This window comes from Falsirhodobacter xinxiangensis, from assembly GCF_004959935.1.
GTDB classification, from domain to species: Bacteria; Pseudomonadota; Alphaproteobacteria; order Rhodobacterales; family Rhodobacteraceae; genus Falsirhodobacter; species Falsirhodobacter xinxiangensis.
In genome coordinates, this window is record NZ_SMYN01000002.1 from 343,681 (window position 1) to 363,892 (window position 20,212).

Genomic DNA, 20,212 nt, shown 5'->3' on the forward strand with positions numbered 1-20,212 from the left:
GCTGTCTCCGATTGCGGCACTGCGCGCTTTTTGCCTCAGCCCGCGCCGCGAAACAAGTCACGCCGCCTCGAACCGCACCCCGCGCCGCAGGAATTGCGTGGCATGGGCGCTCACGCTCTCGACATTGCCTGTCGTCAGATAACGCTGCGTCCGCCCGGCGCCGACGAATTCGGGGCGGCGGACAAGGTAATCCTCCAGCGCGGCGGCCACGAGACGCGGCTGCGAATAGACGGCGACACCCTCGCCCACCGCCGCTTGGAACACCCGCTCCATCAGCGGGTAATGCGTGCAGCCAAGAACCGCCGCATCGGGCTTGGGCATACGGCGCAAAAGCGCCTCCACATGCGATTTCACCAGCGCCTCGGCCAGAATCTCGTCCCCCGCCTCGATCGCATCGACGACGCCGCCGCAGGGCTGCGCCTCGACATCGACGCCGATGGCGCGAAAGGCAAGTTCGCGCTGGAACGCGCGGCTCGCGACGGTGGCGGGCGTGGCGAACAGCGCGACATGTTTGACCGAAACCTCGCGCGGCGGCGAATTGTCGCCCCATTGCCGTTCGGTCAGCGCCTCGATCAGCGGGACGAACACGCCAAGGACGCGCTTGCCCTCGGGAATCCACGTCTCCTGCATGCGCTTCAATGCCGCGGCCGAGGCGGTGTTGCAGGCAAGGATGACCAGATCGCAACCCTCGGCCCACAGACGTTCGACGCCTTGGCAGGTCAGATCGAAAATGTCATCCGCCGTGCGGACACCGTAAGGCGCGTTGGCATTGTCGCCCAGATAGACGAAGGGCACATCCGGCAGGCGATCCTGCAATGCGGCAAGGACGGTCAGGCCCCCAAGACCGGAATCGAACACGCCAACTGCCATCTGCCAAAGCCCCTTTTTCGTTAGGCGCGGATCATAGGCGGGCAAAAGCGCGCTTGCAATTACCGACCGAACCCGGTCATAGGCAGCAAGTCGGCCACCTTTCGCACAGGAAGCGGGCAAAGGCTTGCCGCAGCGCGGCATTCCGCCGCCCCCATTTGCAATGCACTGGCAGCGAACCCATGTTCTGTTTGCAACTCTGCCATGCAGAGATTAGATGGATTTAGCCGGACCGCCGGGATCGAGGTCGAGAGATGGATTGGGACAAGCTCAGGATTTTCCACGCAGTTGCCGATGCGGGCAGCCTTACCCATGCCGGGGACACGCTTCATCTTAGCCAATCCGCCGTCAGCCGCCAGATACGTGCGCTGGAAGAAAGCCTGAACGTCACGCTGTTCCACCGCCACGCGCGGGGGCTCATCCTGACGGAACAGGGCGAGTTGCTGTTCGACGCCACCAATGCAATGGCCAAACGGCTGGACGCCGCCGCCGCTCGCATCCGCGACAGCGAGGATGAGGTCTTTGGCGAGCTTCGCGTGACCACGACCACGGGGCTTGGCACCATGTGGCTCGCGCCGCGTCTGACTACCCTCTACAGCAAATACCCCGCGCTGAAGATCGACCTCATGCTGGAGGAGCGGGTGCTGGACTTGCCGATGCGCGAGGCCGATGTTGCAATCCGCATGAAGGAGCCGTCGCAGGCCGACCTGATCCGCAAACGGCTGATGACGATCCGCATGCAGCTTTACGCCTCGCCAGACTATATCGAAAAGCACGGCATGCCGCTGACGATGGATCAGTTCAGCCAGCACCGGCTGATCTGCCAGCATGCGGGCACACCGCAGGTCGCCGCAGGTGCCGCACTGGTGGCCGAGTTGATGAGCCACGAGATTCCCTCGACTCTTACCGTCAACAACTATTTCGGCGTCATGCAAGCGGTCGTGAACCATCTGGGGATCGGGGTCCTGCCCGACTACCTGGCCGATGAATTCCCGCATCTGGTGCGGGTGCTGCCGGACGTGTCCTCCAGCGATGTGCCTGTTTTCCTCGCCTATCCCGAGGAATTGCGGCACTCGAAACGCGTCGCGGCCTTCCGCGAATTCGTGACCGAGGAAGTGGTCGCGTATCGGAAACGCTCGCAGTCCTGATACGCATTGCGCGCGATTTGCAAGCGCGCGCCCTTCGGAACTGCATGGCTTTTCATCGGCCCATATATGACCTATGCAATCGCATCATGGCGGATATGCCATACAATCGACCCGGTTTCCCTTGATCGGCCCGTCCGCGCTGTCTAGATCGGTATTCGAGGGACGCATACGAGCGCCTCTGGCACTCGCGCCCCTCATACCTCCCTGTTGGACTTGGGCCGGGCTTATGCTCGGCCTTTTTTTTGGCATTCGCACATCAAAGCGCCGCTTGCCCGAATTTTCATCGCAAGCTGAACGGCGATGGCACCTTCCCTCATGGCCGCCGCTGCCTTATGACGCGGGCATATCCCTTGCCCGAAGGAAGCCCAGATGTCCGACCCGCAAATCACGCCCGAGCTGATTGCCGCCCATGGCCTCAAGCCCGACGAATATCAGCGGATCCTCGACATCATCGGGCGCGAGCCGACTTTTACCGAGCTTGGCATCTTCAGCGCGATGTGGAACGAGCACTGCTCCTACAAATCGTCGAAGAAGTGGCTGCGCACCCTGCCGACCACCGGCCCGCAGGTCATCTGCGGTCCGGGCGAGAATGCGGGCGTCGTCGATATCGGCGATGGTCAGGCCGTCATCTTCAAGATGGAAAGCCACAATCACCCTTCGTATATCGAACCGCACCAAGGTGCCGCCACCGGCGTCGGCGGCATCCTGCGCGACGTGTTCACCATGGGCGCCCGCCCCATTGCCGCGATGAACGCGCTGTCCTTTGGCGTGCCGTCCCACCCCAAGACCAGCCATCTGGTCAAAGGTGTGGTCGAAGGCATCGGCAGCTATGGCAACGCGTTCGGTGTTCCGACCGTGGGCGGCGAGGTTCGCTTCCACAAGGCCTATAACGGCAACTGTCTGGTCAACGCCTTTGCGGCGGGTCTGGCAGATACGGATGCGATCTTCTACTCGGCGGCTTCGGGGGTCGGGATGCCGGTGGTTTATTTGGGCGCCAAGACCGGCCGCGACGGCGTGGGCGGCGCAACCATGGCCTCGGCCGAGTTCGACGACACCATCGAGGAAAAACGCCCGACCGTCCAAGTCGGCGACCCCTTCACCGAAAAACGTCTGCTGGAAGCCTGTCTGGAGCTGATGGCTTCCGGCGCGGTCATCTCCATTCAGGACATGGGGGCCGCGGGCCTGACCTGTTCGGCGGTGGAGATGGGCGACAAAGGCGGCCTTGGCATCAGGCTGGATCTGGAGAACGTCCCGCAGCGCGAGACGAACATGACCGCCTATGAGATGATGCTGTCGGAAAGCCAGGAGCGGATGCTCATGGTGCTGAAGCCCGAGATGGAGGCAGAGGCCCGCGCGATCTTCGTGAAATGGGATCTGGACTTCGCCATCGTCGGCGAGACGATCCCCGAGGACCGCTTCCTGATCGTCCATCACGGCGACATCAAGGCGGACATCCAGCTGTCGAAGCTGTCCTCCAGCGCGCCGGAATACGACCGCCCGTGGGTAGAGACGCCGAAGGCCGCTCCGCTGGCCGAAGTGCCGGTGATCGACCCCATCGACGGGCTGCACGCGCTGATCACCTCGCCCTCCTATGCCCACAAGGCGTGGGTGTATGAGCAATATGACAGCATGGTCATGGCCGACACCGTCCGCGCGCCGGGACTGGGTGCGGGCGTGGTGCGCGTTCACGGCACCGGCAAGGCGCTGGCCTTCACGTCGGACGTGACCCCGCGCTACGTCAAGGCGAACCCGTTCGAGGGCGGCAAGCAGGCCGTTGCCGAGGCCTATCGCAACCTGACCGCCGTGGGAGCCCTGCCCTTGGCCACCACCGACAACCTGAACTTCGGCAACCCCGAGAAGCCCGAGATCATGGGCCAGTTCGTCGGCGCGATCAAAGGCATCGGCGAGGCTGTCGCGGCGCTGGACATGCCCATCGTGTCGGGCAACGTCTCGCTCTATAACGAAACCGACGGTCAGGGCATCCTGCCGACGCCGACCATCGGCGCGGTCGGGCTGCTGTCCTCGTTGGACGATCTGATCGCGGGTCTGCCGCAGGACGGCGACATGGCCTTCGTCATCGGCGCGACCGATGGCCACCTTGGCCAATCCGCGCTGCTGGCGGAACTGCTGGGCCGCGAGGACGGCGACGCCCCGCAGGTCGATCTGGCTGCCGAGAAGCGGAACGGCGAGTTCCTGCGGGCGAACCGCAAGCTGGTCCGCGCCGCGACCGACCTGTCCGATGGTGGCCTTGCGCTTGCCGCGTTCGAGATGGCCGAGGGTGCCGATCTGGGCCTGACGTTGGCCCCGACCGACATCGGTCACCTGTTCGGTGAAGATCAGGCCCGCTATCTGGTGGCCGTGGCGCAACAGGATGCCCCCGCGCTGGTGAACGCGGCGCAGGCGGCCGGCGTGGCGCTGGAACATGTCGGCAGCTTCGGCGGCGATACCGTCACGCTGGGCGAGGCTTCGGCGCCCCTGTCCGCGCTGTCCGAACTCTACCGCAGCGCGTTTGCAAAGGCGGTGGCCTGACTTGCGCCAAGGCAACGGCGGGGCTACATCTGGTGGAACGCCACCCGAAGGACCCCGCAATGCCGATGGAAGCCCATGAAATCGAAACGCTGATCCGGGAAGGTTTCCCGGAGGCTAAGATCACCATCACCGACCTTGCGGGCGACGGAAACCACTGGGCGGCCGAGGTGATCGACGAAAGCTTCAAAGGCATGAACCGCGTGCAGCAGCAGCGCGCGGTCTATGCCAGCCTGAAGGGCAAGATGGACGGCTCCAACGGCGAGCTTCATGCGCTGGCGCTGACGACCAAGGCCCCGTGATCCAAGACATACCAACGCCGCTTTGACCGCGGGCGATGCCGAAAGGAAAGACTATGAGCGCGCAGGACCAGATCCGCGAAACCATCGAAGCCAACGATGTGGTGCTGTTCATGAAGGGCACCAAGGCGATGCCGCAATGTGGCTTCTCCAGCCGCGTGGCCGGGGTGCTGACCTATATGGGCGTCGAATATCAGGACGTGAACGTGCTGGCCGATCCGGAAATCCGTCAAGGGATCAAGGACTTCTCGGACTGGCCGACGATCCCGCAGCTTTACGTCAAGGGCGAATTCGTGGGCGGCTGCGACATCATCACCGAAATGACCCTGTCGGGCGAATTGGACACGCTGTTCACGAACAGCGGCATCGCTTTCGACAAGGATGCCGCCGACAAGATCCGCGAAGCGAACGCCTGATTACTGGCGCTCGCACTTGGCGAGGAGGGTCACTTCCTCGCCCAACTCCCCGTCGAACCAGTTGAGCATCGCCGTATCGCCCTGCGTCCACCAGACGTAATGCGAGCCGCCCGACGGCCAGCCGTAGCGTGCGCCGGATGCCGCTTCCTCGACCTCCAGCGTGATCTGGCCACCTTCGACATTCAGCACCGCCACCGTGTCGGCGACATAGGTCACCGGGATCTCGACCCCACGCTCGCACATGTAGCGGGCGGTGTCATAGCTGACCTCGGCATGGGCGGCGCCCGCCGTCAGGATTGCCGCAAGAGCGATGTGTTTCATCAGCGTGCCGCCTTTTCTTCCAGCGCCGCCGCAAGGGCTTCAGCCCGAGCCGACAGTTCCGCCAGCGTTTCAACCACGGCGGGCGGGATGACCGGAACCTCGATCCGTTCGGGCGCGGGCGCGGGGCGCGATTCCAGCTCCTGCACCGCGGCACGAAGGCTGGACAGCTCGTCCTCCAGCGCCGCCGTCCGGTCGGCCAGCATCAGCCCCGCCATCAACAGCATCCGTTCCGCAGGCATCCGCCCGATCTGCGACAGCAGCGTCTGCGCCTGTTCGTCCAGCATCGCGGCGGCCGATTGCAGATAGCGTTCCTCGCCATCCTGACAGGCGACGGTAAAGGCCTTGTTGCCGACGTTGATTTCCAGATCAGCCATTCTTCGCCTCCGCCGCATCGATATGGGGTGCCAGCGCGGCCAGCAGTGCATCCACCTCTGCCAGATCCGACGCGCGCAGCGCCCGCAGGCTTTCCAGTTCCGCCAGAAGCGCGCCTTCGATCGGCTGCCCCTCGCGCAGTTCGGCAAGCTGTTCGTGCAGATCGCCCGCCGCGCGGCGCAGCGTGTCCAGTTCCGAAACCTGCGCGTGCAACGCCTCGACCTCGGCCTCCAATTCGGCGATGCGGGTCGCGGATTTTTCCTTCACGGCGCGCAGCCTCTCGGCCAGCTGGGCGTTGACCAGCCGCTCCTCCTCGACCGCCTGCGATTCCCGCGCCGCGCCGTTCAGCCCGTCAGCCGCCTTCGCGATACGTTCCAGCGCCCGGCTCAGCTGCCGTTCCAGTCCCACGAGATCCTGCATCTCACCTCCGATCTTTCGGACGAATCGTCGTTCGTCCCCGTTTGTGTCGATCTTAGCGGGTTTGGCCGGGGGATTTAGCCCCCCTTTCCCCGGCCCCGCTTGATCTTGCCGCCTTTGCTGGTATTGACGCTAACACCCATACCAACAAGGAGCGCGACATGGATATCGCCACCCTGCGCAGCCGCCACCCCGAACACTGGTCGAAAGCCGTCGCGATCCGCACCCTGACGCTGGACGCCGTTGCCGCCGCCAATTCGGGTCATTCCGGGATGCCCATGGGCATGGCCGATGTCGCGACCGTGCTGTTCCAGAACCACCTGAAATTCGACGCCGCCGATCCGCATTGGCCCGACCGCGACCGCTTCGTGCTGTCGGCTGGCCATGGCTCGATGCTGCTCTATTCGCTGCTGCACCTGACCGGCTATGCCGAGATGACGCTGGACCAGCTGAAGAACTTCCGCCAGTGGGGCGCGATCACCGCCGGCCACCCCGAATACGGCCACGCACCGGGCATCGAGACGACGACCGGCCCGCTGGGTCAGGGCATCGCCACCTCGGTCGGGATGGCGATTGCCGAAGAGTCGCTTCGTGCCCGCTGGGGATCGAAGATCCAGGACCACTACACCTGGGTCATCGCCGGCGACGGCTGCCTGATGGAAGGCGTCAGCCAGGAGGCGATCGGCCTTGCGGGCCGCCTGAAGCTGTCGCGCCTGATCGTGCTGTGGGATGACAATGGCATCACCATCGACGGCAAAGTTTCGCTGTCGGACGTGACCGACCAGAAGGCACGTTTCGCGGCCTCTGGCTGGGACGTGTTCGAATGCGACGGGCATGACCCCGAAGACATCGACCGCGCGCTGACCGAAGCGAAGAAGTCCAAGCGCCCGGCAATGGTCGCGTGCAAGACCAACATCGCGCTCGGCTCCTCGGCGCAGGACACCTCCAAGGGCCACGGCGCGCTGACCGACAAGAAGCTGATCGCCGACACGCGCGAAGTCTATGGCTGGACCCATGGCGCGTTCGAGATTCCGAAGGACGTGAAGGCCGCCTGGGAAGCCATCGGCAAGCGCGGCGCGACCGCCCGCGCCGACTGGCAGACCCGTCTGGAAGCGCTCTCCGAAGGCAAGCAGGCCGAATTCGCCCGCCAGTTCGCAGGCGACATGCCCAAACGTCTGGGCGCCGCGATCCGCGCGCTGAAGAAATCCGTCTCCGAAGGCGCCCCCTCGGTCGCGACCCGCAAGGCGTCCGAAATGGCGCTGGAGGTGATCAACCCGATCGTTGTCGAAACCATCGGCGGCTCGGCCGACCTGACGGGGTCGAATAACACCAAGACCGCCGATATGGGCGTGTTCGACATCGAATCGCGCAAGGGCCGCTACGTCTATTACGGCATCCGCGAACATGGCATGGCGGCGGCGATCAACGGCATTGCGCTGCATGGGGGCCTGCGGGCTTACGGCGGCACGTTCATGGCCTTCACCGACTATGCCCGCCCCGCGATGCGCCTTGCCGCGCTGATGGGCGTGCCGAGCGTGTTCGTCATGACCCACGATTCCATCGGCCTTGGCGAAGACGGCCCGACTCACCAGCCGGTCGAACACCTGACCATCAGCCGCGCCACGCCCAACACATGGGTGTTCCGCCCAGCCGACGCGGTCGAGGCTGCCGAGGCTTGGGAACTGGCGCTGACCACCAAGACCACCCCTTCGGTCATGGCGCTGTCGCGTCAGAACGTGCCGACGGTCCGCAAGACCCACAGCCAGAAGAACCTGACCGCACTGGGCGCCTATGTCCTGTCCGAGGCCACGCGCAAGCGTCAGGTCATCCTGATGGCCACCGGCACGGAGGTGGAGATCGCGCTGAAGGCTCAGACCATGCTGGAGGCCGAAGGCATCGGCACCCGCGTCGTCTCGGTCCCCTGCATGGAGATATTCGCCCAGCAGGACGAAGCCTATCGCCGCAAGGTCCTGCCGCCCGGCCCCGTTCGCATCGCCATCGAGGCGGGTGTGCGCATGCCGTGGGACAAATGGCTTCTGGGCGAGCGTGGGTCCGAGAAGAAAGCCGGATTCATCGGGATGCAGGGCTTCGGCGCCTCCGCCCCGGCCGAGCGGCTTTACGAGGAGTTCGGCATCACCGCCGAAGCGACCGTCGCCAAGGCGAAATCGCTTCTGTGACGCGAGAGGCCGCCCCTAGTGGGCGGCCTTTTTCATGAACAGCCCCGCGACCGGGACCAGCAGCATCCCGAGGATCACGCCGATCACGCCGTCGCACGCCGCCGTCACGAGCCAGTTCACGAAGCCCTTGCCGGACGGGACCGCAGCCGCAGCCGCCTCGGCCCAGTGGTGGATCGTGCCGTAAGGTTCGTGCATGCCCAGTTCGTGCAAACCGTGCACGACGATGTTGCCCCCGACCCAAAGCATCGCCGCCGTCCCCACGGTCGACAGCACCGACAGCAGCACCGGCATCCCCTGCACCAACCCGCGCCCAAGCCCGGCAAGCGCACCGCCGCCCGCCGCCAGATGCAGGCCGATATCGTCCATCTTCACGATCAGCGCCACCGCACCATAGACGACGACGGTGATGAGGATGCCCACGATGGCCAGTGTGATCGCCTCCAGCCAGAAGCCGCCGCCCTCGATCTGGCTCAGCGCGATGGTCATGATCTCGGCCGACAGGATAAAGTCGGTCTTGATCGCGCCGGCGACCTTTTCCTCCTCCAGCTTCTTGGGGTCCTTGACGTCCATGTCGGCGGCGACCGCCTCGTCGGCATGGGGCGCAAAGGCGTGAAGCAATTTCTCCGCCCCTTCGAAGCACAGATACAGCCCGCCAACCATCAGCAGCGGCGTGATGACCCATGGCGCGAAAGCCTCCAGCAGCAGAAGCACCGGCAGCAGGAAGACCAGCTTGTTGCGCAAACTGCCCAGCGAGATTCGCCAGATGATCGGCAATTCGCGCGCCGCCTCGAACCCCGTCACGTATTTCGGCGTGACCGCGGCATCGTCGATCACGACCCCCGCCGCCTTGGTGCCCGCCTTGGTCGCGGCGGCGGCGATGTCGTCCACCGAGGACGCAGCCACCTTCGCAATCGCCGCCACATCGTCCAGCAGTGCCAGAAGACCGCTCATTCCAGACCCTTTCTTGCGCCAGACGTTAGCGCCATCACCCATGTTTGCGATAACATACTGATAGTAGTGAGGTTTTCACTTTTGACAACAGTGCAGCCACGCTAGAACCCTTTCAACACGCCAGTATGAGGGTTTTGCGATATGACGATCACCATCGGGATCAACGGATTCGGCCGCATCGGGCGCTGCACCCTCGCCCATATCGCTCAGACGGCACGCAACGATGTTCAGGTCGTCGCCATCAATGCAACCGGCCCGATCGAAACGAACGCCCACCTGCTGAAATACGATTCGGTCCATGGCCGCTTCCCCGGCACCGTCCGCGTGGCCGACGGCATGCTGGACCTTGGTGGCGCACCGATCCGCGTCATGTCCACCTATGACATGAACGAGCTGGACTGGGACGGCGTCGATGTCGTCATGGAATGCACCGGCAAGTTCAACGACGGCCAGAAGGCCAAAGCCCACATGGAGCGCGGCGCGAAACGCGTGCTGATCTCGGCCCCGGCCAAGAACGTCGACCGCACCGTGGTTTATGGCGTCAACGACCGCGCGCTGACCGCAGACGATCTGCTGGTGTCGAACGGGTCCTGCACGACCAACTGCCTTGCCCCGCTGGCCAAGGTGCTGAACGACGCCATCGGCATCGATTCGGGCATCATGACCACGATCCACTCCTATACCGGCGATCAGCCGACGCTGGACCGTCGCCACAGCGACCTCTATCGCGCCCGCGCTGCGGCGATGGCGATGATCCCGACCTCGACCGGCGCTGCGAAAGCCATTGGCGAGGTTCTGCCGGAGTTGAAGGGCAAGCTGGATGGCTCGGCCATCCGCGTGCCGACGCCGAACGTGTCCGCGGTGGACCTGACCTTCGTGGCGAAGAAGGACGTGACCGTCCATGACGTGAACGAAGTGGTGCGCGAGGCAGCCGCCGGGATCATGGGTTCGGTCCTGTCCTATGACCCCGAGCCGAAGGTCTCTATCGACTTCAACCACACGCCCTATTCGTCTATCTTCGCGCCGGACCAGACCAAGGTGATCGGTGGCCGCACCGTCCGCGTTCTGGCCTGGTATGACAACGAATGGGGGTTCTCCTGCCGCATGGCCGACGTGGCCTCCGCGATGGGCCGGCTCCTCCAGTAAGGAGCCGGATGACCAACCGCATTGCCCTGATCCTGGCCGCGATCCTCGTCGCGGCCATTTGCATTGACCTTGCCCTTGGCTGGGGCGGCACCATGTTTGCCATGCGGAAAATGCTGGAACTGATCGATTACGTCATGTTCTGGCGCTGATGCGCCTTGCATCTTCCGCTGTGGCGCGCATGTTAGCGCAAACGCAAGTTGGGAGAGATGCATGACTGTCAAGGTTGCCATCAACGGCTTCGGCCGCATCGGGCGCAACGTGCTGCGCGCCATCGTCGAATCCGGCCGCACCGATATCGAGGTGATCGCCATCAACGACCTCGGCCCGGTGGAGACGAACGCGCACCTTCTGCGCTTCGATTCCGTCCATGGCCGCTTTCCGGCGACGGTGACGACGACCGCGGATTCGATCGACGTGGGGCGAGGCCCGATTCAGGTCACCGCACTTCGCAACCCTGCCGAACTGCCGTGGGGCGATGTGGATATCGTGCTGGAATGCACCGGCATCTTCACCGCAAAGGACAAGGCGGCAACGCATCTTCAGAACGGTGCGAAACGGGTGCTCGTGTCGGCGCCTTCGGACGGCGCGGACAAGACCATCGTCTTCGGCGTCAATCACGATACGCTGACGGCAGCGGATACGGTCGTATCGAACGCCTCCTGCACGACCAACTGCCTGTCGCCGGTGGCGCAGGTGCTGAATGACGCGGTCGGGATTTCCAAGGGGTTCATGACCACAATCCACTCCTATACCGGCGATCAGCCGACGCTGGATACGATGCACAAGGATCTCTATCGCGCGCGGGCTGCCGCGCTGTCGATGATCCCGACATCCACCGGGGCCGCGAAGGCCGTAGGGCTGGTCCTGCCCGAATTGAAGGGCAAGCTGGACGGCGTCGCGATCCGCGTGCCGACGCCGAACGTCTCGGTCGTGGATTTCGTATTCGAAGCCGCGCGCGACACCTCGGTCGAGGAGATCAACGAGGCGATCCGCAGTGCTGCGAATGGCCGGCTCAAGGGTATCCTCGGCTTCACCGATCAGCCGAACGTCTCGTCGGATTTCAATCACGACCCGCATTCGTCCATCTTCCACATGGATCAGACCAAGGTGATGGAAGGCCGGATGGTCCGCATCCTGTCCTGGTATGACAATGAATGGGGCTTTTCCAACCGCATGGCCGATACCGCCGTCGCGATGGGCAAGCTGATCTAGGTCAGCGGGAACGAAAGCTCGGATACCGCGCCGCCACCGGCGCGGTTCTTCATCGTCAGCGTGCCGCCCACCTGCTGCGTGAACTGGCGCGCAATCATCAACCCAAGGCTGTCCGCCTTTTCCAGATCGAACCCATCAGGCAATCCGCGCCCGCTGTCGCTGATCTGCAGCACCGCCTGATCGCCACTCTGCATCAGCAGAACACTCAAGGTTCCGGGCTCGCCTTCGGCAAATCCATGTTCCAAGGAATTGCTAAGCAGTTCGGTAGCGATGAGGCCAAGCGGAATCGCCTTGTCGCGGAAAATGCGGATCGGCTGGCAAGACAGGCGACAATCGATCCGGTCGGCCACCCCCGCCGCCTCGGTCAGATCGCGGGTCATGCTGGTCAGGAATCCGCCGAAATCCAGATCCTGCGCCGTCGGATCATGCAGCAGCCGTTTCATCCGCGCCACGAGGTTGATGCGCTGGACAGCATCCTCCAGCGCCTTGATCGCCACTGCATCGGTCAGCCGCCGGCGCTGGATGGTCAGCAGCCCCGCCACCATCGCCAAGTTGTTGGAAACCCGGTGCTGCAATTCGTGAAACATCAGCCGCTGCTGTTCGGCAAGCTGCGCGGACCGCATCCGTTCGTCGCTCAGATGCCGGATCGCGCGGGACATGATGTGGATCAGCATGATGTTGATCACCACGATGAAGGTATAAAACCCCATGGCGATCATCGCTTCTTGCGTGAAGCTGGCGCTGAATCGTGGCGAGACGAACAGCGTCCACGAGGCGAAGAAGGATGCAACCGCCACCGCGATCGCAGGCTGGAGGCCGCAGAAGAAGGTCGTCAGCATCACGACCGGAAAGAATGTCAGGAATGGAAAGCCGGGCGGAAGATGGGGGTCCAGCACCCACCGCAAGGTCACGGCCACCGCGAAAGCCAATGCGGCAAACCCCCAGCGAACGCCGAAGCTGCGCCGCTCCAGGCTCAGCCGGCTGATCGCCTCGAAGGTGCGCGATGCCGTGCCGCTGGTCATGTCAGCCGGGATTTGAGTGCATCCCCCACCGCCGCAGGCACGAAACGCGACACGTCGCCACCCAGACGTGCAATCTCCTTCACCAGCTTCGAGGCGATGGCCTGCCTACGGGCATCGGCCATCAGAAACACCGTTTCGATGCTGGAATCCATGGCGCGATTCATCCCCACCATCTGGAATTCATATTCGAAATCCGCCACTGCGCGCAGTCCGCGGATGATCACCGTCGCGCCCACGTCGCGGGCGCAGTCGATCAACAAATTCTCGAACGGATGAACGACGATTTCGCATCCCGTGATCGCGCTGCATTCCTGCCGCACCATCGCCACCCGTTCATCCAGCGAAAAAAGCGGACCCTTGTCCCTGTTGATCGCCACCCCGATGACCAGACGATCCACCAGACGGGCGGCCCGTTCGATGATGTCCGTATGCCCAAGGGTGATCGGATCGAAGGTCCCAGGATAAAGACCGATACGCATGACAATATCCCTTGCGCCGCCAAACCATTAAAGACGCAACAGGATTGCGACGGCCAGCGCAAGGGGGAAACAGCCTCAATACCCCTTGATCATGCCTTCCAACGCATCCTTTTCCATCGCAAGCTCGGCCACTTGCGCCTTGACCACATCCCCGATGGAGATGACGCCGATCATGCGGTCGCCCTCCATCACGGGCATGTGCCGGAACCGCCCGTCGGTCATGCGGCGCATCACGTCGTCGACACTGTCCGTCACCACGCAGCCCGTGACCTTGGCCGTCATCAGCGCGGAAACCGCCTCCTCAAGAATGACGGCGCCCCGGCGACCGATTTCGCGCACGATGTCGCGTTCGGAGATCACGCCCAATACGTCGCTGCCATCGCCAGAGACGATCAGCGCACCGATCCTCTTGGCCGCCAGAACCTCCGCCGCGGCGGCGACCGTCTCCGACGGCGCGATGGTCAGCACGCCGCCCGCCTTGGTGTTGAGTAGCTGTTGAATAAGCATGGCTTCCTCCCTTGCCTTGCAGCAAGAGTTGCGCCAAGCCACGCGTCTGTCAACAAAACGTCAGGATTACTCCGCCGCGACCCGCGCCGCTTTCAGCATCGGCTTAAGATATCGGCCCGTATGGCTTTCCGCCACTTCGGCCACCTTTTCCGGCGTTCCGGCTGCGACGATCTGACCGCCCCCATCGCCGCCTTCGGGACCGATGTCGATGATCCAGTCCGCGGTTTTGATAACGTCAAGGTTGTGCTCGATCACCACCACCGTGTTGCCCTGATCGACCAGCTCGTGCAGCACTTCCAGCAGCTTCTTCACATCCTCGAAATGCAGGCCCGTCGTCGGCTCGTCCAGAATATATAGGGTGCGCCCTGTCGCCCGCCGCGAAAGCTCCTTGGACAGCTTCACCCGCTGCGCCTCGCCGCCCGAAAGCGTCGTCGCCTGCTGCCCGACCTTGATATAGCCAAGCCCCACGCGGACTAGCGCATCCATCTTTTCGCGGATGCTCGGCACTGCACTGAAGAAACCCTGCGCATCTTCGACCGTCATATCAAGAACGTCGGCTATGCTTTTGTCCTTGAACTTGATTTCCAAAGTCTCGCGATTGTATCGCGCGCCCTTGCACGTCTCGCAGGTGACATAGACGTCGGGCAGGAAATGCATCTCGATCTTGATGACGCCGTCGCCCTGACACGCCTCGCACCGCCCGCCTTTGACGTTGAAGCTGAACCGCCCTGGCAGATACCCGCGCGCCTTTGCTTCCGGCAGCCCTGCATACCAATCGCGGATCGGCCCGAAAGCGCCGGTATAGGTGGCCGGGTTCGACCGGGGCGTCCGCCCGATGGGCCGCTGATCGATGTCGATCACCTTGTCCAGCGCCTCGAACCCTTTGATCGTCTCGCAGGGGCCCGGCGTTTCATGCGCGCCGTTCAGCTTCATCGCTGCCGTCTTGTAGAGCGTCTCGATCGTCAGCGTCGATTTCCCGCCGCCCGACACGCCCGCCACGCAAACGAACTTGCCCAGTGGAAACTCTGCCGTCACATCGCGCAGGTTGTTGCCTGTTGCCTTTACCACGGTCAGTTTCTTGCCGTTGCCCTTGCGACGCTCCGCCGGGATCTCGATGGCGCGGGTGCCGGACAGGTATTGGCCAGTCACGCTGTTCGGATTCGCCGCGATCTGGGCAGGCGTTCCATGCGCGACGACGCTGCCGCCATGCACACCCGCACCCGGCCCCATGTCGAAGACGTAATCCGCCTCGCGGATCGCATCCTCGTCATGTTCGACCACCAGCACCGAATTGCCCTGATCGCGCAGGTTCTTCAGCGTAGTCAGCAGCCGGTCGTTGTCGCGCTGATGCAGACCGATGGACGGCTCGTCCAGCACGTAAAGCACCCCGGTCAGGCCCGATCCGATCTGGCTTGCCAGCCGGATGCGCTGGCTTTCCCCGCCCGACAGCGTCCCCGCCGCCCGGCTCATCGATAGATAGTCGAGCCCCACGTTCACGAGGAACCCGAGCCGCTCGCGGATCTCCTTCAGGATCGCCCGCGCGATCTCGTTCTTCTGCCCCGACAGGGCATCCGGCACGCCAGAGATCCAGGCATGGGCCTCCTTGATCGACATTTCGACCACCTGCCCGACATGCAGCCCGCCGATCTTGACCGCCAGCGCCTCGGGTTTCAGACGATACCCGCCGCAAGCGCCGCAAGGGCGATTGTTCTGATACCGCTCCAGCTCCTCGCGGCTCCATGCGCTTTCGGTCTCGCGGTAGCGACGCTCCATGTTCGGGATCAACCCCTCGAAGGTGCGCGCGACCTGATAGACGCGGCCCGCCTCGTCATAGCGGAAGGTGATCTCGTCCGTGCCAGATCCGCGCAGGAAGACCTGCTGAACGGCGGCCGGCAGGTCCTTCCACTTGGTCTTGCGGTCGAAGCCGTAGTGTTTCGACAGCGCCTCGATGGTCTGGGTCACATAGGGCGACTTGGATTTCGCCCATGGCGCGATGGCCCCTTGGGCGATGGACAGGCCCTGATCCGGAACGACCAGCCGTTCGTCGAAGAACAACTCCATCCCAAGACCGTCACAGACCGGGCAAGCACCCAGCGGGGCGTTGAAGGAAAACAGCCGCGGTTCGATTTCGGGGATGGTGAAACCCGAAACCGGACAGGCGAACTTTTCCGAGAAAGTCGTCCGCTCACCGCCATCCGCCGCCTCGAAGATCGCAATGCCGTCCGCAAGGTTCAGCGCGGTGCGGAAGCTGTCGGCCAGCCGCGTCTGTATGCCGTCTCGCACGACGATCCGGTCCACCACCACGTCGATCGAATGGCGGAACTTCTTGTCCAAGGTCGGCGGCTCGTCCAACTCGAAGAACTCGTTATTCACCTTGACGCGCTGGAAGCCCTGCTTGCGCAGGTCCAGAAACTCCTTGCGGTATTCGCCCTTCCGCTCGCGCACGATGGGCGCCAGCAGGTATCCGCGCGTGCCCTCGGGCATGGCCATGACCGCATCGACCATGTCCTGCACCTGCTGCGCGGTAATCGGCAGTCCGGTCGCGGGGGAATAGGGCGTGCCGACCCGCGCATAAAGCAGCCGCAGATAGTCGTAGATTTCCGTCACCGTTCCCACGGTCGAACGCGGGTTCTTGGACGTGGTTTTCTGTTCGATCGAAATCGCCGGCGACAGGCCCGAGATATGGTCCACATCCGGCTTCCCGGCCATGTCGAGGAACTGGCGGGCATAGGCGCTCAGGCTCTCGACATAGCGGCGCTGCCCTTCGGCATAGATCGTGTCGAAGGCGAGGCTGGATTTGCCCGACCCCGACAGCCCGGTGATGACGACGAACTGGTCGCGCGGGATGTCCACATCGACGCCCTTGAGGTTATGCTCGCGCGCGCCGCGCACCTCGATGAACTTCTGTTCCATGAACTATCCCCGGATGATCGGGCTGAAGATAGGTGTTCCGCACGCCGCTGCCAAGGCGCAAACGTGAACGGAATATGAACAAACCCTAGTCTGCGTAGACCGTGACCTGCGGCAGCGCCGTCAGCGAAAGGCCAAGCGCGCGATACGCTGCCAGCGACAGTTGCGCCGACCCCGCACCCGGCAGCAGATCAACCGCAACCGATGCGCCATCCGCCGTTTCCACCCGGCCCTTCCGCGGCTCTTTCACCAGCGAGGACCGCATCCAGAATCCCGGCTCGCCCGCATTGCCCAGCACGGCCACGACCGCACCCAACCGCTCCGCCCCCGCATTCACCGGGGCTGCCAGCGCCCGCTCCCGCTCGGCCTCCGAGGTCAGATCGTAAGCCTCGGGCGTCTTTGCGATCGCGCCAAGCGCCGTCGCGGCCGCGGGCGGCGGGGCCTGCTCGCGCCGGAAGGGGTTCGAAATCTCGGCACAGGAGGCGAGCAGCGGAAGGGCGATCAGGGCGATGTATATGCGCATGGCCGAAGATTAGCCCGTCGCCTTTGGCTGTCAATCGTCGCTCTGCCCGCTTGCGGTCACGGTTGCGCAAGCCTAGATTCCATTGATGGACGCCGCGCTTATCGACCCGTTTCAACGTGCCATTTCCTACCTTCGGGTGTCGGTCACCGACCGCTGCGATTTCCGCTGCCTTTACTGCATGTCGGAAAACATGACCTTCCTGCCCAAGGCCGAACTTCTGACGCTGGAGGAACTGGACCGCCTGTGTTCGACCTTCATCGGCATGGGTGTGCAGAAGCTGCGGATCACTGGGGGCGAGCCTTTGGTGCGGCGCGGGATCATGGGCTTTTTCCGAAACGTATCGCGCCATCTTGGCAGCGGACTGGAGGAGCTGACGCTGACCACCAACGGCTCGCAGCTTGCTAGGTACGCGGCGGAACTGGCCGATTGCGGCGTGCGGCGGATCAACGTCTCGCTGGACACGTTGGACGCGGCGAAGTTCCAGAAGATCACCCGCTGGGGCCGTCTGGGCCAGGTGCTGGAAGGGATCGACGCGGCAAAGGCCGCCGGCATCCGCGTCAAGATAAACACCGTCGCGCTGAAAGGCTTCAACGAGGACGAGTTGTTCCCCCTGATCGACTGGTGCGCGCGCGAAGGTCACGATCTGACCTTCATCGAGGTCATGCCCATGGGCGAGATGGAGGACCGCGTCGGCCAGTTCTGGTCGCTGATGGATCTGCGCCACCGGATCGGCACGCGATATGCGATGGCGGACCTGTCCGAACGCACCGGCGGCCCTGCCCGCTATGTCCGGCTGGAGACGGGGCAGAAGATCGGTTTCATCACGCCCCTGTCCCATAATTTCTGCGAAAGCTGCAACCGCGTCCGCGTCACCTGCACGGGCGAACTGTTCATGTGCCTGGGGCAAGAGGACCGCGCCGATCTGCGCGAGGTCATGCGGAACGGAAATGACGACGCATTGCGCGCCGCCATTCGCGAGGCTATCGCCCGCAAGCCCAAGGGCCACGATTTCGACTACTCCCGGCGCGAGGTCGCCGGACAGGTCAGCCGCCACATGTCGCACACGGGCGGCTGACCCTTTTCTCAGCTCGCGATGGCCGTCACCTCATGCGCCCGCAGCACGCGGCGCGCGGTCTGGCCATAGCTGGTCGGCAGGGCGCGAAGCTGCGGGAACACCCCGAACAACTCCTCACGGCAAGCGTCTTCCAGCGAATCCAGCCCGAAGTTGCCGGGGTGGAAGCTTTCCGTCGCCGCACCGTTGGCAAAGACGATCTCGTGCCGGTCGAAGATCATGTGGACATAGGTGACATCGCCACCCTCCTGCCGCGTGATCCGTTTTCCGTCGACCATGTGTTTGGCCGAAGCCAGCACCTCGTCCTGACCGAACATCAGTTGCGCGCGATACCCTTCGATCAGCATCCGGTGCTGCGGCGAAACGATCAGGTCCGTCGCGAGATCCGGCACGGCGCCCTTCTGGATGCGGACCGGCGCGAAACGCCCCACCGCCGGAACAGTGCGCCGCCCGATCCAGCGGATCGGCTGCAGCCCGCTGTCCCGTGTGATCACCAGATCGCCCGGAACCAGGCTCTCGATTGCACGTGGCCCCATCGGGGTCGCAATCATCGTGCCGGGGGTGAAGCAGATCACCTCGACATCGGTGAAGTTGATGATCTGCTGCTGCCCGGTGCCATAGTTGTAGATGATCTGGCCCGAGTAGGAGATGACCCCACCCACCGTCTGCGACGTGATGTTCGCGAAGGAGTAGTTCTGAAGCCCGGTCAGATCGATCCGGTCGAAGCCCGCCCCGCCGCCGATGTTGATCGGTGCGCCAAGGTTGTCGGGATTGGCGTCGAAGAAGAACGTATCGTCACCCTCGTCACCCTCGACCGAGTCGCCGCCGTTGAAGGTGATCGAGTCGTTGCCAAGGCCGCCGACAAGCGTATCGGCACCCGCGCCGCCTTCGATGATGTCGTTACCTTCGCCGCCCGTGATCGAGTCGTTGCCGTCGCCGCCGAACAGTTGGTCGTCGCCGATCCCGCCGTCGATGACATCGTCACCCGCGCCGCCAAGGATCGTATCGGCCCCGTCGCCTCCAGCAAGGGTGTCATTGCCCGTGCCGCCGTCGATCGAGTCATTCCCCGCACCGCCGTCGACCGAGTCGTCGCCCGCACCGGCAGTGACGACATCGTCGCCGCTGCCCGCATCGATGGTGTCGTTGCCCGACCCCGCGGTGATCGTGTCGGCACCCGCGCCAGTGGCAAAGCTCTTGCCCGTCGTCGTGCCACCAGCGCTGATGACGTCGTCGCCCACACCGGTGACGAAGGCTTCGACGTTCTGGAAGCTGGCCGAGTTGCCCGTTCCGCTGGCGAATGTGCCAGCCGTGTCGCTGCCAAAGGTGATTGTTGCCGCGTTCGTGAGCGCCGCGCCGTTGATCGTATCGGTGCCGACACCGCCATCGATCACGTCATTGCCGAAGCCGTCACCGAGGTTGACCTGATCGTTGCCAGCGCCCGCGTTGATAGTGTCTGCGCCGCCGCCGCCGGTGATCGTGTCATCGCCGTCACCTGCACTGATCGACTCCGCAGCGGAACCACCGGTGATCGAGTCGTTCCCCGCGCCCGTGTCGAAGGTGACGCCCGCCAGCGTGTTCGAGCCGGCGTTGATCGTGTCGTTGCCAGCGCCGGTGACGATGCTCTCGATCGTGTTGAAGTTCGCGGTGTTTCCGCCATTCGCCAACGTCCCCGCGCCATTCGCGAAGGTCACCGTCGTGTTGCCCGCCAGACCCGAGCCCGACAGCGTGTCGGTGCCGCCCCCGCCGGTGACAGTGGTGCCGCTGAACGCTCCGGTCAGGTTCACCAGGTCGTTGCCGGCCCCGGCGTCGATCGTATCCGCGCCGCCGCCGCCGGTGATCGTGTCGTT

General features: G+C 63.9%; 20 protein-coding genes. 9 read left to right on the forward strand and 11 right to left on the reverse strand.

What is annotated here, in order from left to right; genetic code table 11:
• Positions 1-57: 57 nt before the first annotated feature.
• Entirely contained in the window at positions 58-870 is an 813-nt protein-coding gene (locus tag E2K76_RS03800; RefSeq protein WP_136682927.1) for a glutamate racemase, read from the reverse strand.
• 251 nt (positions 871-1,121) lie between these two features.
• On the opposite strand from E2K76_RS03800, the gene E2K76_RS03805 reads away from it, so the two are divergent.
• The 4 genes from E2K76_RS03805 to grxD all read left to right on the forward strand — a co-directional run bounded on the left by E2K76_RS03805 (position 1,122) and on the right by grxD (position 5,256).
• Positions 1,122-2,015 carry a LysR family transcriptional regulator gene (locus E2K76_RS03805; protein ID WP_136682928.1) on the forward strand — a complete coding sequence of 298 codons (894 nt, stop codon included), beginning with the start codon at positions 1,122-1,124 and terminating at the stop codon, positions 2,013-2,015.
• A 369-nt stretch (positions 2,016-2,384) separates the two neighbouring features.
• Positions 2,385-4,544 (forward strand): phosphoribosylformylglycinamidine synthase subunit PurL, encoded by a 2,160-nt coding sequence (gene purL, locus E2K76_RS03810; RefSeq protein ID WP_136682929.1) that lies wholly within the window; start codon positions 2,385-2,387, stop codon positions 4,542-4,544.
• 59 nt (positions 4,545-4,603) lie between these two features.
• Positions 4,604-4,843 (forward strand): BolA/IbaG family iron-sulfur metabolism protein, encoded by a 240-nt coding sequence (locus E2K76_RS03815; protein ID WP_136682930.1) that lies wholly within the window; start codon positions 4,604-4,606, stop codon positions 4,841-4,843.
• A gap of 53 nt (positions 4,844-4,896) precedes the next feature.
• Positions 4,897-5,256, forward strand: coding sequence for a Grx4 family monothiol glutaredoxin (gene grxD, locus E2K76_RS03820; protein ID WP_136682931.1), 360 nt, complete (start codon positions 4,897-4,899; stop codon positions 5,254-5,256).
• Here the strand turns inward: grxD and E2K76_RS03825 are convergent, their stop codons facing one another.
• The 3 genes from E2K76_RS03825 to E2K76_RS03835 are packed head-to-tail and all read right to left on the reverse strand — an operon-like array spanning position 5,257 to position 6,369.
• On the reverse strand, positions 5,257-5,577 hold the full coding sequence (locus E2K76_RS03825; RefSeq protein ID WP_136682932.1) for an MliC family protein: 321 nt from the start codon (positions 5,575-5,577) through the stop codon (positions 5,257-5,259).
• The gene (locus E2K76_RS03830) at positions 5,577-5,951 is read right to left on the reverse strand and encodes a cell division protein ZapA (RefSeq protein ID WP_136682933.1); all 375 of its coding nucleotides are present in this window, start codon (positions 5,949-5,951) and stop codon (positions 5,577-5,579) included. The genes E2K76_RS03825 and E2K76_RS03830 overlap by 1 nt, the downstream gene beginning before the upstream one ends.
• Entirely contained in the window at positions 5,944-6,369 is a 426-nt protein-coding gene (locus tag E2K76_RS03835) for a hypothetical protein (protein ID WP_136682934.1), read from the reverse strand. The genes E2K76_RS03830 and E2K76_RS03835 overlap by 8 nt, the downstream gene beginning before the upstream one ends.
• A gap of 158 nt (positions 6,370-6,527) precedes the next feature.
• Between E2K76_RS03835 and tkt the strand changes: the two genes are divergently transcribed.
• Positions 6,528-8,543, forward strand: coding sequence for a transketolase (gene tkt, locus E2K76_RS03840; protein ID WP_136682935.1), 2,016 nt, complete (start codon positions 6,528-6,530; stop codon positions 8,541-8,543).
• Positions 8,544-8,558: 15 nt separating this feature from the next.
• Here the strand turns inward: tkt and E2K76_RS03845 are convergent, their stop codons facing one another.
• Positions 8,559-9,494 carry a DUF808 domain-containing protein gene (locus E2K76_RS03845; RefSeq protein ID WP_136682936.1) on the reverse strand — a complete coding sequence of 312 codons (936 nt, stop codon included), beginning with the start codon at positions 9,492-9,494 and terminating at the stop codon, positions 8,559-8,561.
• 141 nt (positions 9,495-9,635) lie between these two features.
• On the opposite strand from E2K76_RS03845, the gene gap (E2K76_RS03850) reads away from it, so the two are divergent.
• From gap (E2K76_RS03850) to gap (E2K76_RS03855), 3 genes are all read left to right on the forward strand, one after another.
• Positions 9,636-10,640, forward strand: a complete 1,005-nt coding sequence (gap, locus tag E2K76_RS03850) for a type I glyceraldehyde-3-phosphate dehydrogenase (RefSeq protein ID WP_136682937.1) — start codon at positions 9,636-9,638, stop codon at positions 10,638-10,640.
• 8 nt (positions 10,641-10,648) lie between these two features.
• Positions 10,649-10,789 carry a hypothetical protein gene (locus tag E2K76_RS20260; protein WP_169053194.1) on the forward strand — a complete coding sequence of 47 codons (141 nt, stop codon included), beginning with the start codon at positions 10,649-10,651 and terminating at the stop codon, positions 10,787-10,789.
• Positions 10,790-10,850: 61 nt separating this feature from the next.
• Positions 10,851-11,852: a type I glyceraldehyde-3-phosphate dehydrogenase gene (gap, locus tag E2K76_RS03855; RefSeq protein WP_136682938.1), complete on the forward strand. Its 1,002-nt coding sequence runs from the start codon at positions 10,851-10,853 to the stop codon at positions 11,850-11,852.
• On the opposite strand, the gene E2K76_RS03860 is transcribed toward gap (E2K76_RS03855), so the two are convergent.
• The 5 genes from E2K76_RS03860 to E2K76_RS03880 form a co-directional block, all read right to left on the reverse strand.
• A complete protein-coding gene (locus E2K76_RS03860) occupies positions 11,849-12,874 on the reverse strand; it encodes a sensor histidine kinase (protein ID WP_136682939.1) in 1,026 nt (341 codons plus the stop codon). The two genes, gap (E2K76_RS03855) and E2K76_RS03860, sit on opposite strands and share 4 nt — an antisense overlap.
• Positions 12,871-13,353 (reverse strand): pantetheine-phosphate adenylyltransferase, encoded by a 483-nt coding sequence (gene coaD / locus E2K76_RS03865; protein WP_136682940.1) that lies wholly within the window; start codon positions 13,351-13,353, stop codon positions 12,871-12,873. Before coaD ends, E2K76_RS03860 begins: the two co-directional genes overlap by 4 nt.
• Positions 13,354-13,428: 75 nt before the next feature.
• Positions 13,429-13,860 (reverse strand): CBS domain-containing protein, encoded by a 432-nt coding sequence (locus E2K76_RS03870; protein ID WP_136682941.1) that lies wholly within the window; start codon positions 13,858-13,860, stop codon positions 13,429-13,431.
• Between the two features lie 66 nt (positions 13,861-13,926).
• Entirely contained in the window at positions 13,927-16,773 is a 2,847-nt protein-coding gene (gene uvrA / locus E2K76_RS03875) for an excinuclease ABC subunit UvrA (RefSeq protein WP_136682942.1), read from the reverse strand.
• Positions 16,774-16,858: 85 nt separating this feature from the next.
• Entirely contained in the window at positions 16,859-17,293 is a 435-nt protein-coding gene (locus E2K76_RS03880; RefSeq protein WP_136682943.1) for a hypothetical protein, read from the reverse strand.
• 85 nt (positions 17,294-17,378) lie between these two features.
• Between E2K76_RS03880 and moaA the strand changes: the two genes are divergently transcribed.
• The gene (gene moaA, locus E2K76_RS03885; RefSeq protein WP_136682944.1) at positions 17,379-18,368 is read left to right on the forward strand and encodes a GTP 3',8-cyclase MoaA; all 990 of its coding nucleotides are present in this window, start codon (positions 17,379-17,381) and stop codon (positions 18,366-18,368) included.
• An 8-nt stretch (positions 18,369-18,376) separates the two neighbouring features.
• Here the strand turns inward: moaA and E2K76_RS03890 are convergent.
• Positions 18,377-20,212 (reverse strand): Hint domain-containing protein (locus tag E2K76_RS03890; RefSeq protein ID WP_181952883.1); only part of this gene is annotated, 1,836 nt, incomplete at its 5' end.

Excerpts from the sequence above, each read along its gene's own strand:
- E2K76_RS03800 (WP_136682927.1), bottom strand. The coding sequence starts at position 870 with ATGGCAGTTGGCGTGTTCGATTCCGGTCTTGGGGGCCTGACCGTCCTT.
- E2K76_RS03805 (WP_136682928.1), top strand. The coding sequence starts at position 1,122 with ATGGATTGGGACAAGCTCAGGATTTTCCACGCAGTTGCCGATGCGGGC.
- purL (WP_136682929.1), top strand. The coding sequence starts at position 2,385 with ATGTCCGACCCGCAAATCACGCCCGAGCTGATTGCCGCCCATGGCCTC.
- E2K76_RS03815 (WP_136682930.1), top strand. The coding sequence starts at position 4,604 with ATGCCGATGGAAGCCCATGAAATCGAAACGCTGATCCGGGAAGGTTTC.
- grxD (WP_136682931.1), top strand. The coding sequence starts at position 4,897 with ATGAGCGCGCAGGACCAGATCCGCGAAACCATCGAAGCCAACGATGTG.
- E2K76_RS03825 (WP_136682932.1), bottom strand. The coding sequence starts at position 5,577 with ATGAAACACATCGCTCTTGCGGCAATCCTGACGGCGGGCGCCGCCCAT.
- E2K76_RS03830 (WP_136682933.1), bottom strand. The coding sequence starts at position 5,951 with ATGGCTGATCTGGAAATCAACGTCGGCAACAAGGCCTTTACCGTCGCC.
- E2K76_RS03835 (WP_136682934.1), bottom strand. The coding sequence starts at position 6,369 with ATGCAGGATCTCGTGGGACTGGAACGGCAGCTGAGCCGGGCGCTGGAA.
- tkt (WP_136682935.1), top strand. The coding sequence starts at position 6,528 with ATGGATATCGCCACCCTGCGCAGCCGCCACCCCGAACACTGGTCGAAA.
- E2K76_RS03845 (WP_136682936.1), bottom strand. The coding sequence starts at position 9,494 with ATGAGCGGTCTTCTGGCACTGCTGGACGATGTGGCGGCGATTGCGAAG.
- gap (WP_136682937.1), top strand. The coding sequence starts at position 9,636 with ATGACGATCACCATCGGGATCAACGGATTCGGCCGCATCGGGCGCTGC.
- E2K76_RS20260 (WP_169053194.1), top strand. The coding sequence starts at position 10,649 with ATGACCAACCGCATTGCCCTGATCCTGGCCGCGATCCTCGTCGCGGCC.
- gap (WP_136682938.1), top strand. The coding sequence starts at position 10,851 with ATGACTGTCAAGGTTGCCATCAACGGCTTCGGCCGCATCGGGCGCAAC.
- E2K76_RS03860 (WP_136682939.1), bottom strand. The coding sequence starts at position 12,874 with ATGACCAGCGGCACGGCATCGCGCACCTTCGAGGCGATCAGCCGGCTG.
- coaD (WP_136682940.1), bottom strand. The coding sequence starts at position 13,353 with ATGCGTATCGGTCTTTATCCTGGGACCTTCGATCCGATCACCCTTGGG.
- E2K76_RS03870 (WP_136682941.1), bottom strand. The coding sequence starts at position 13,860 with ATGCTTATTCAACAGCTACTCAACACCAAGGCGGGCGGCGTGCTGACC.
- uvrA (WP_136682942.1), bottom strand. The coding sequence starts at position 16,773 with ATGGAACAGAAGTTCATCGAGGTGCGCGGCGCGCGCGAGCATAACCTC.
- E2K76_RS03880 (WP_136682943.1), bottom strand. The coding sequence starts at position 17,293 with ATGCGCATATACATCGCCCTGATCGCCCTTCCGCTGCTCGCCTCCTGT.
- moaA (WP_136682944.1), top strand. The coding sequence starts at position 17,379 with ATGGACGCCGCGCTTATCGACCCGTTTCAACGTGCCATTTCCTACCTT.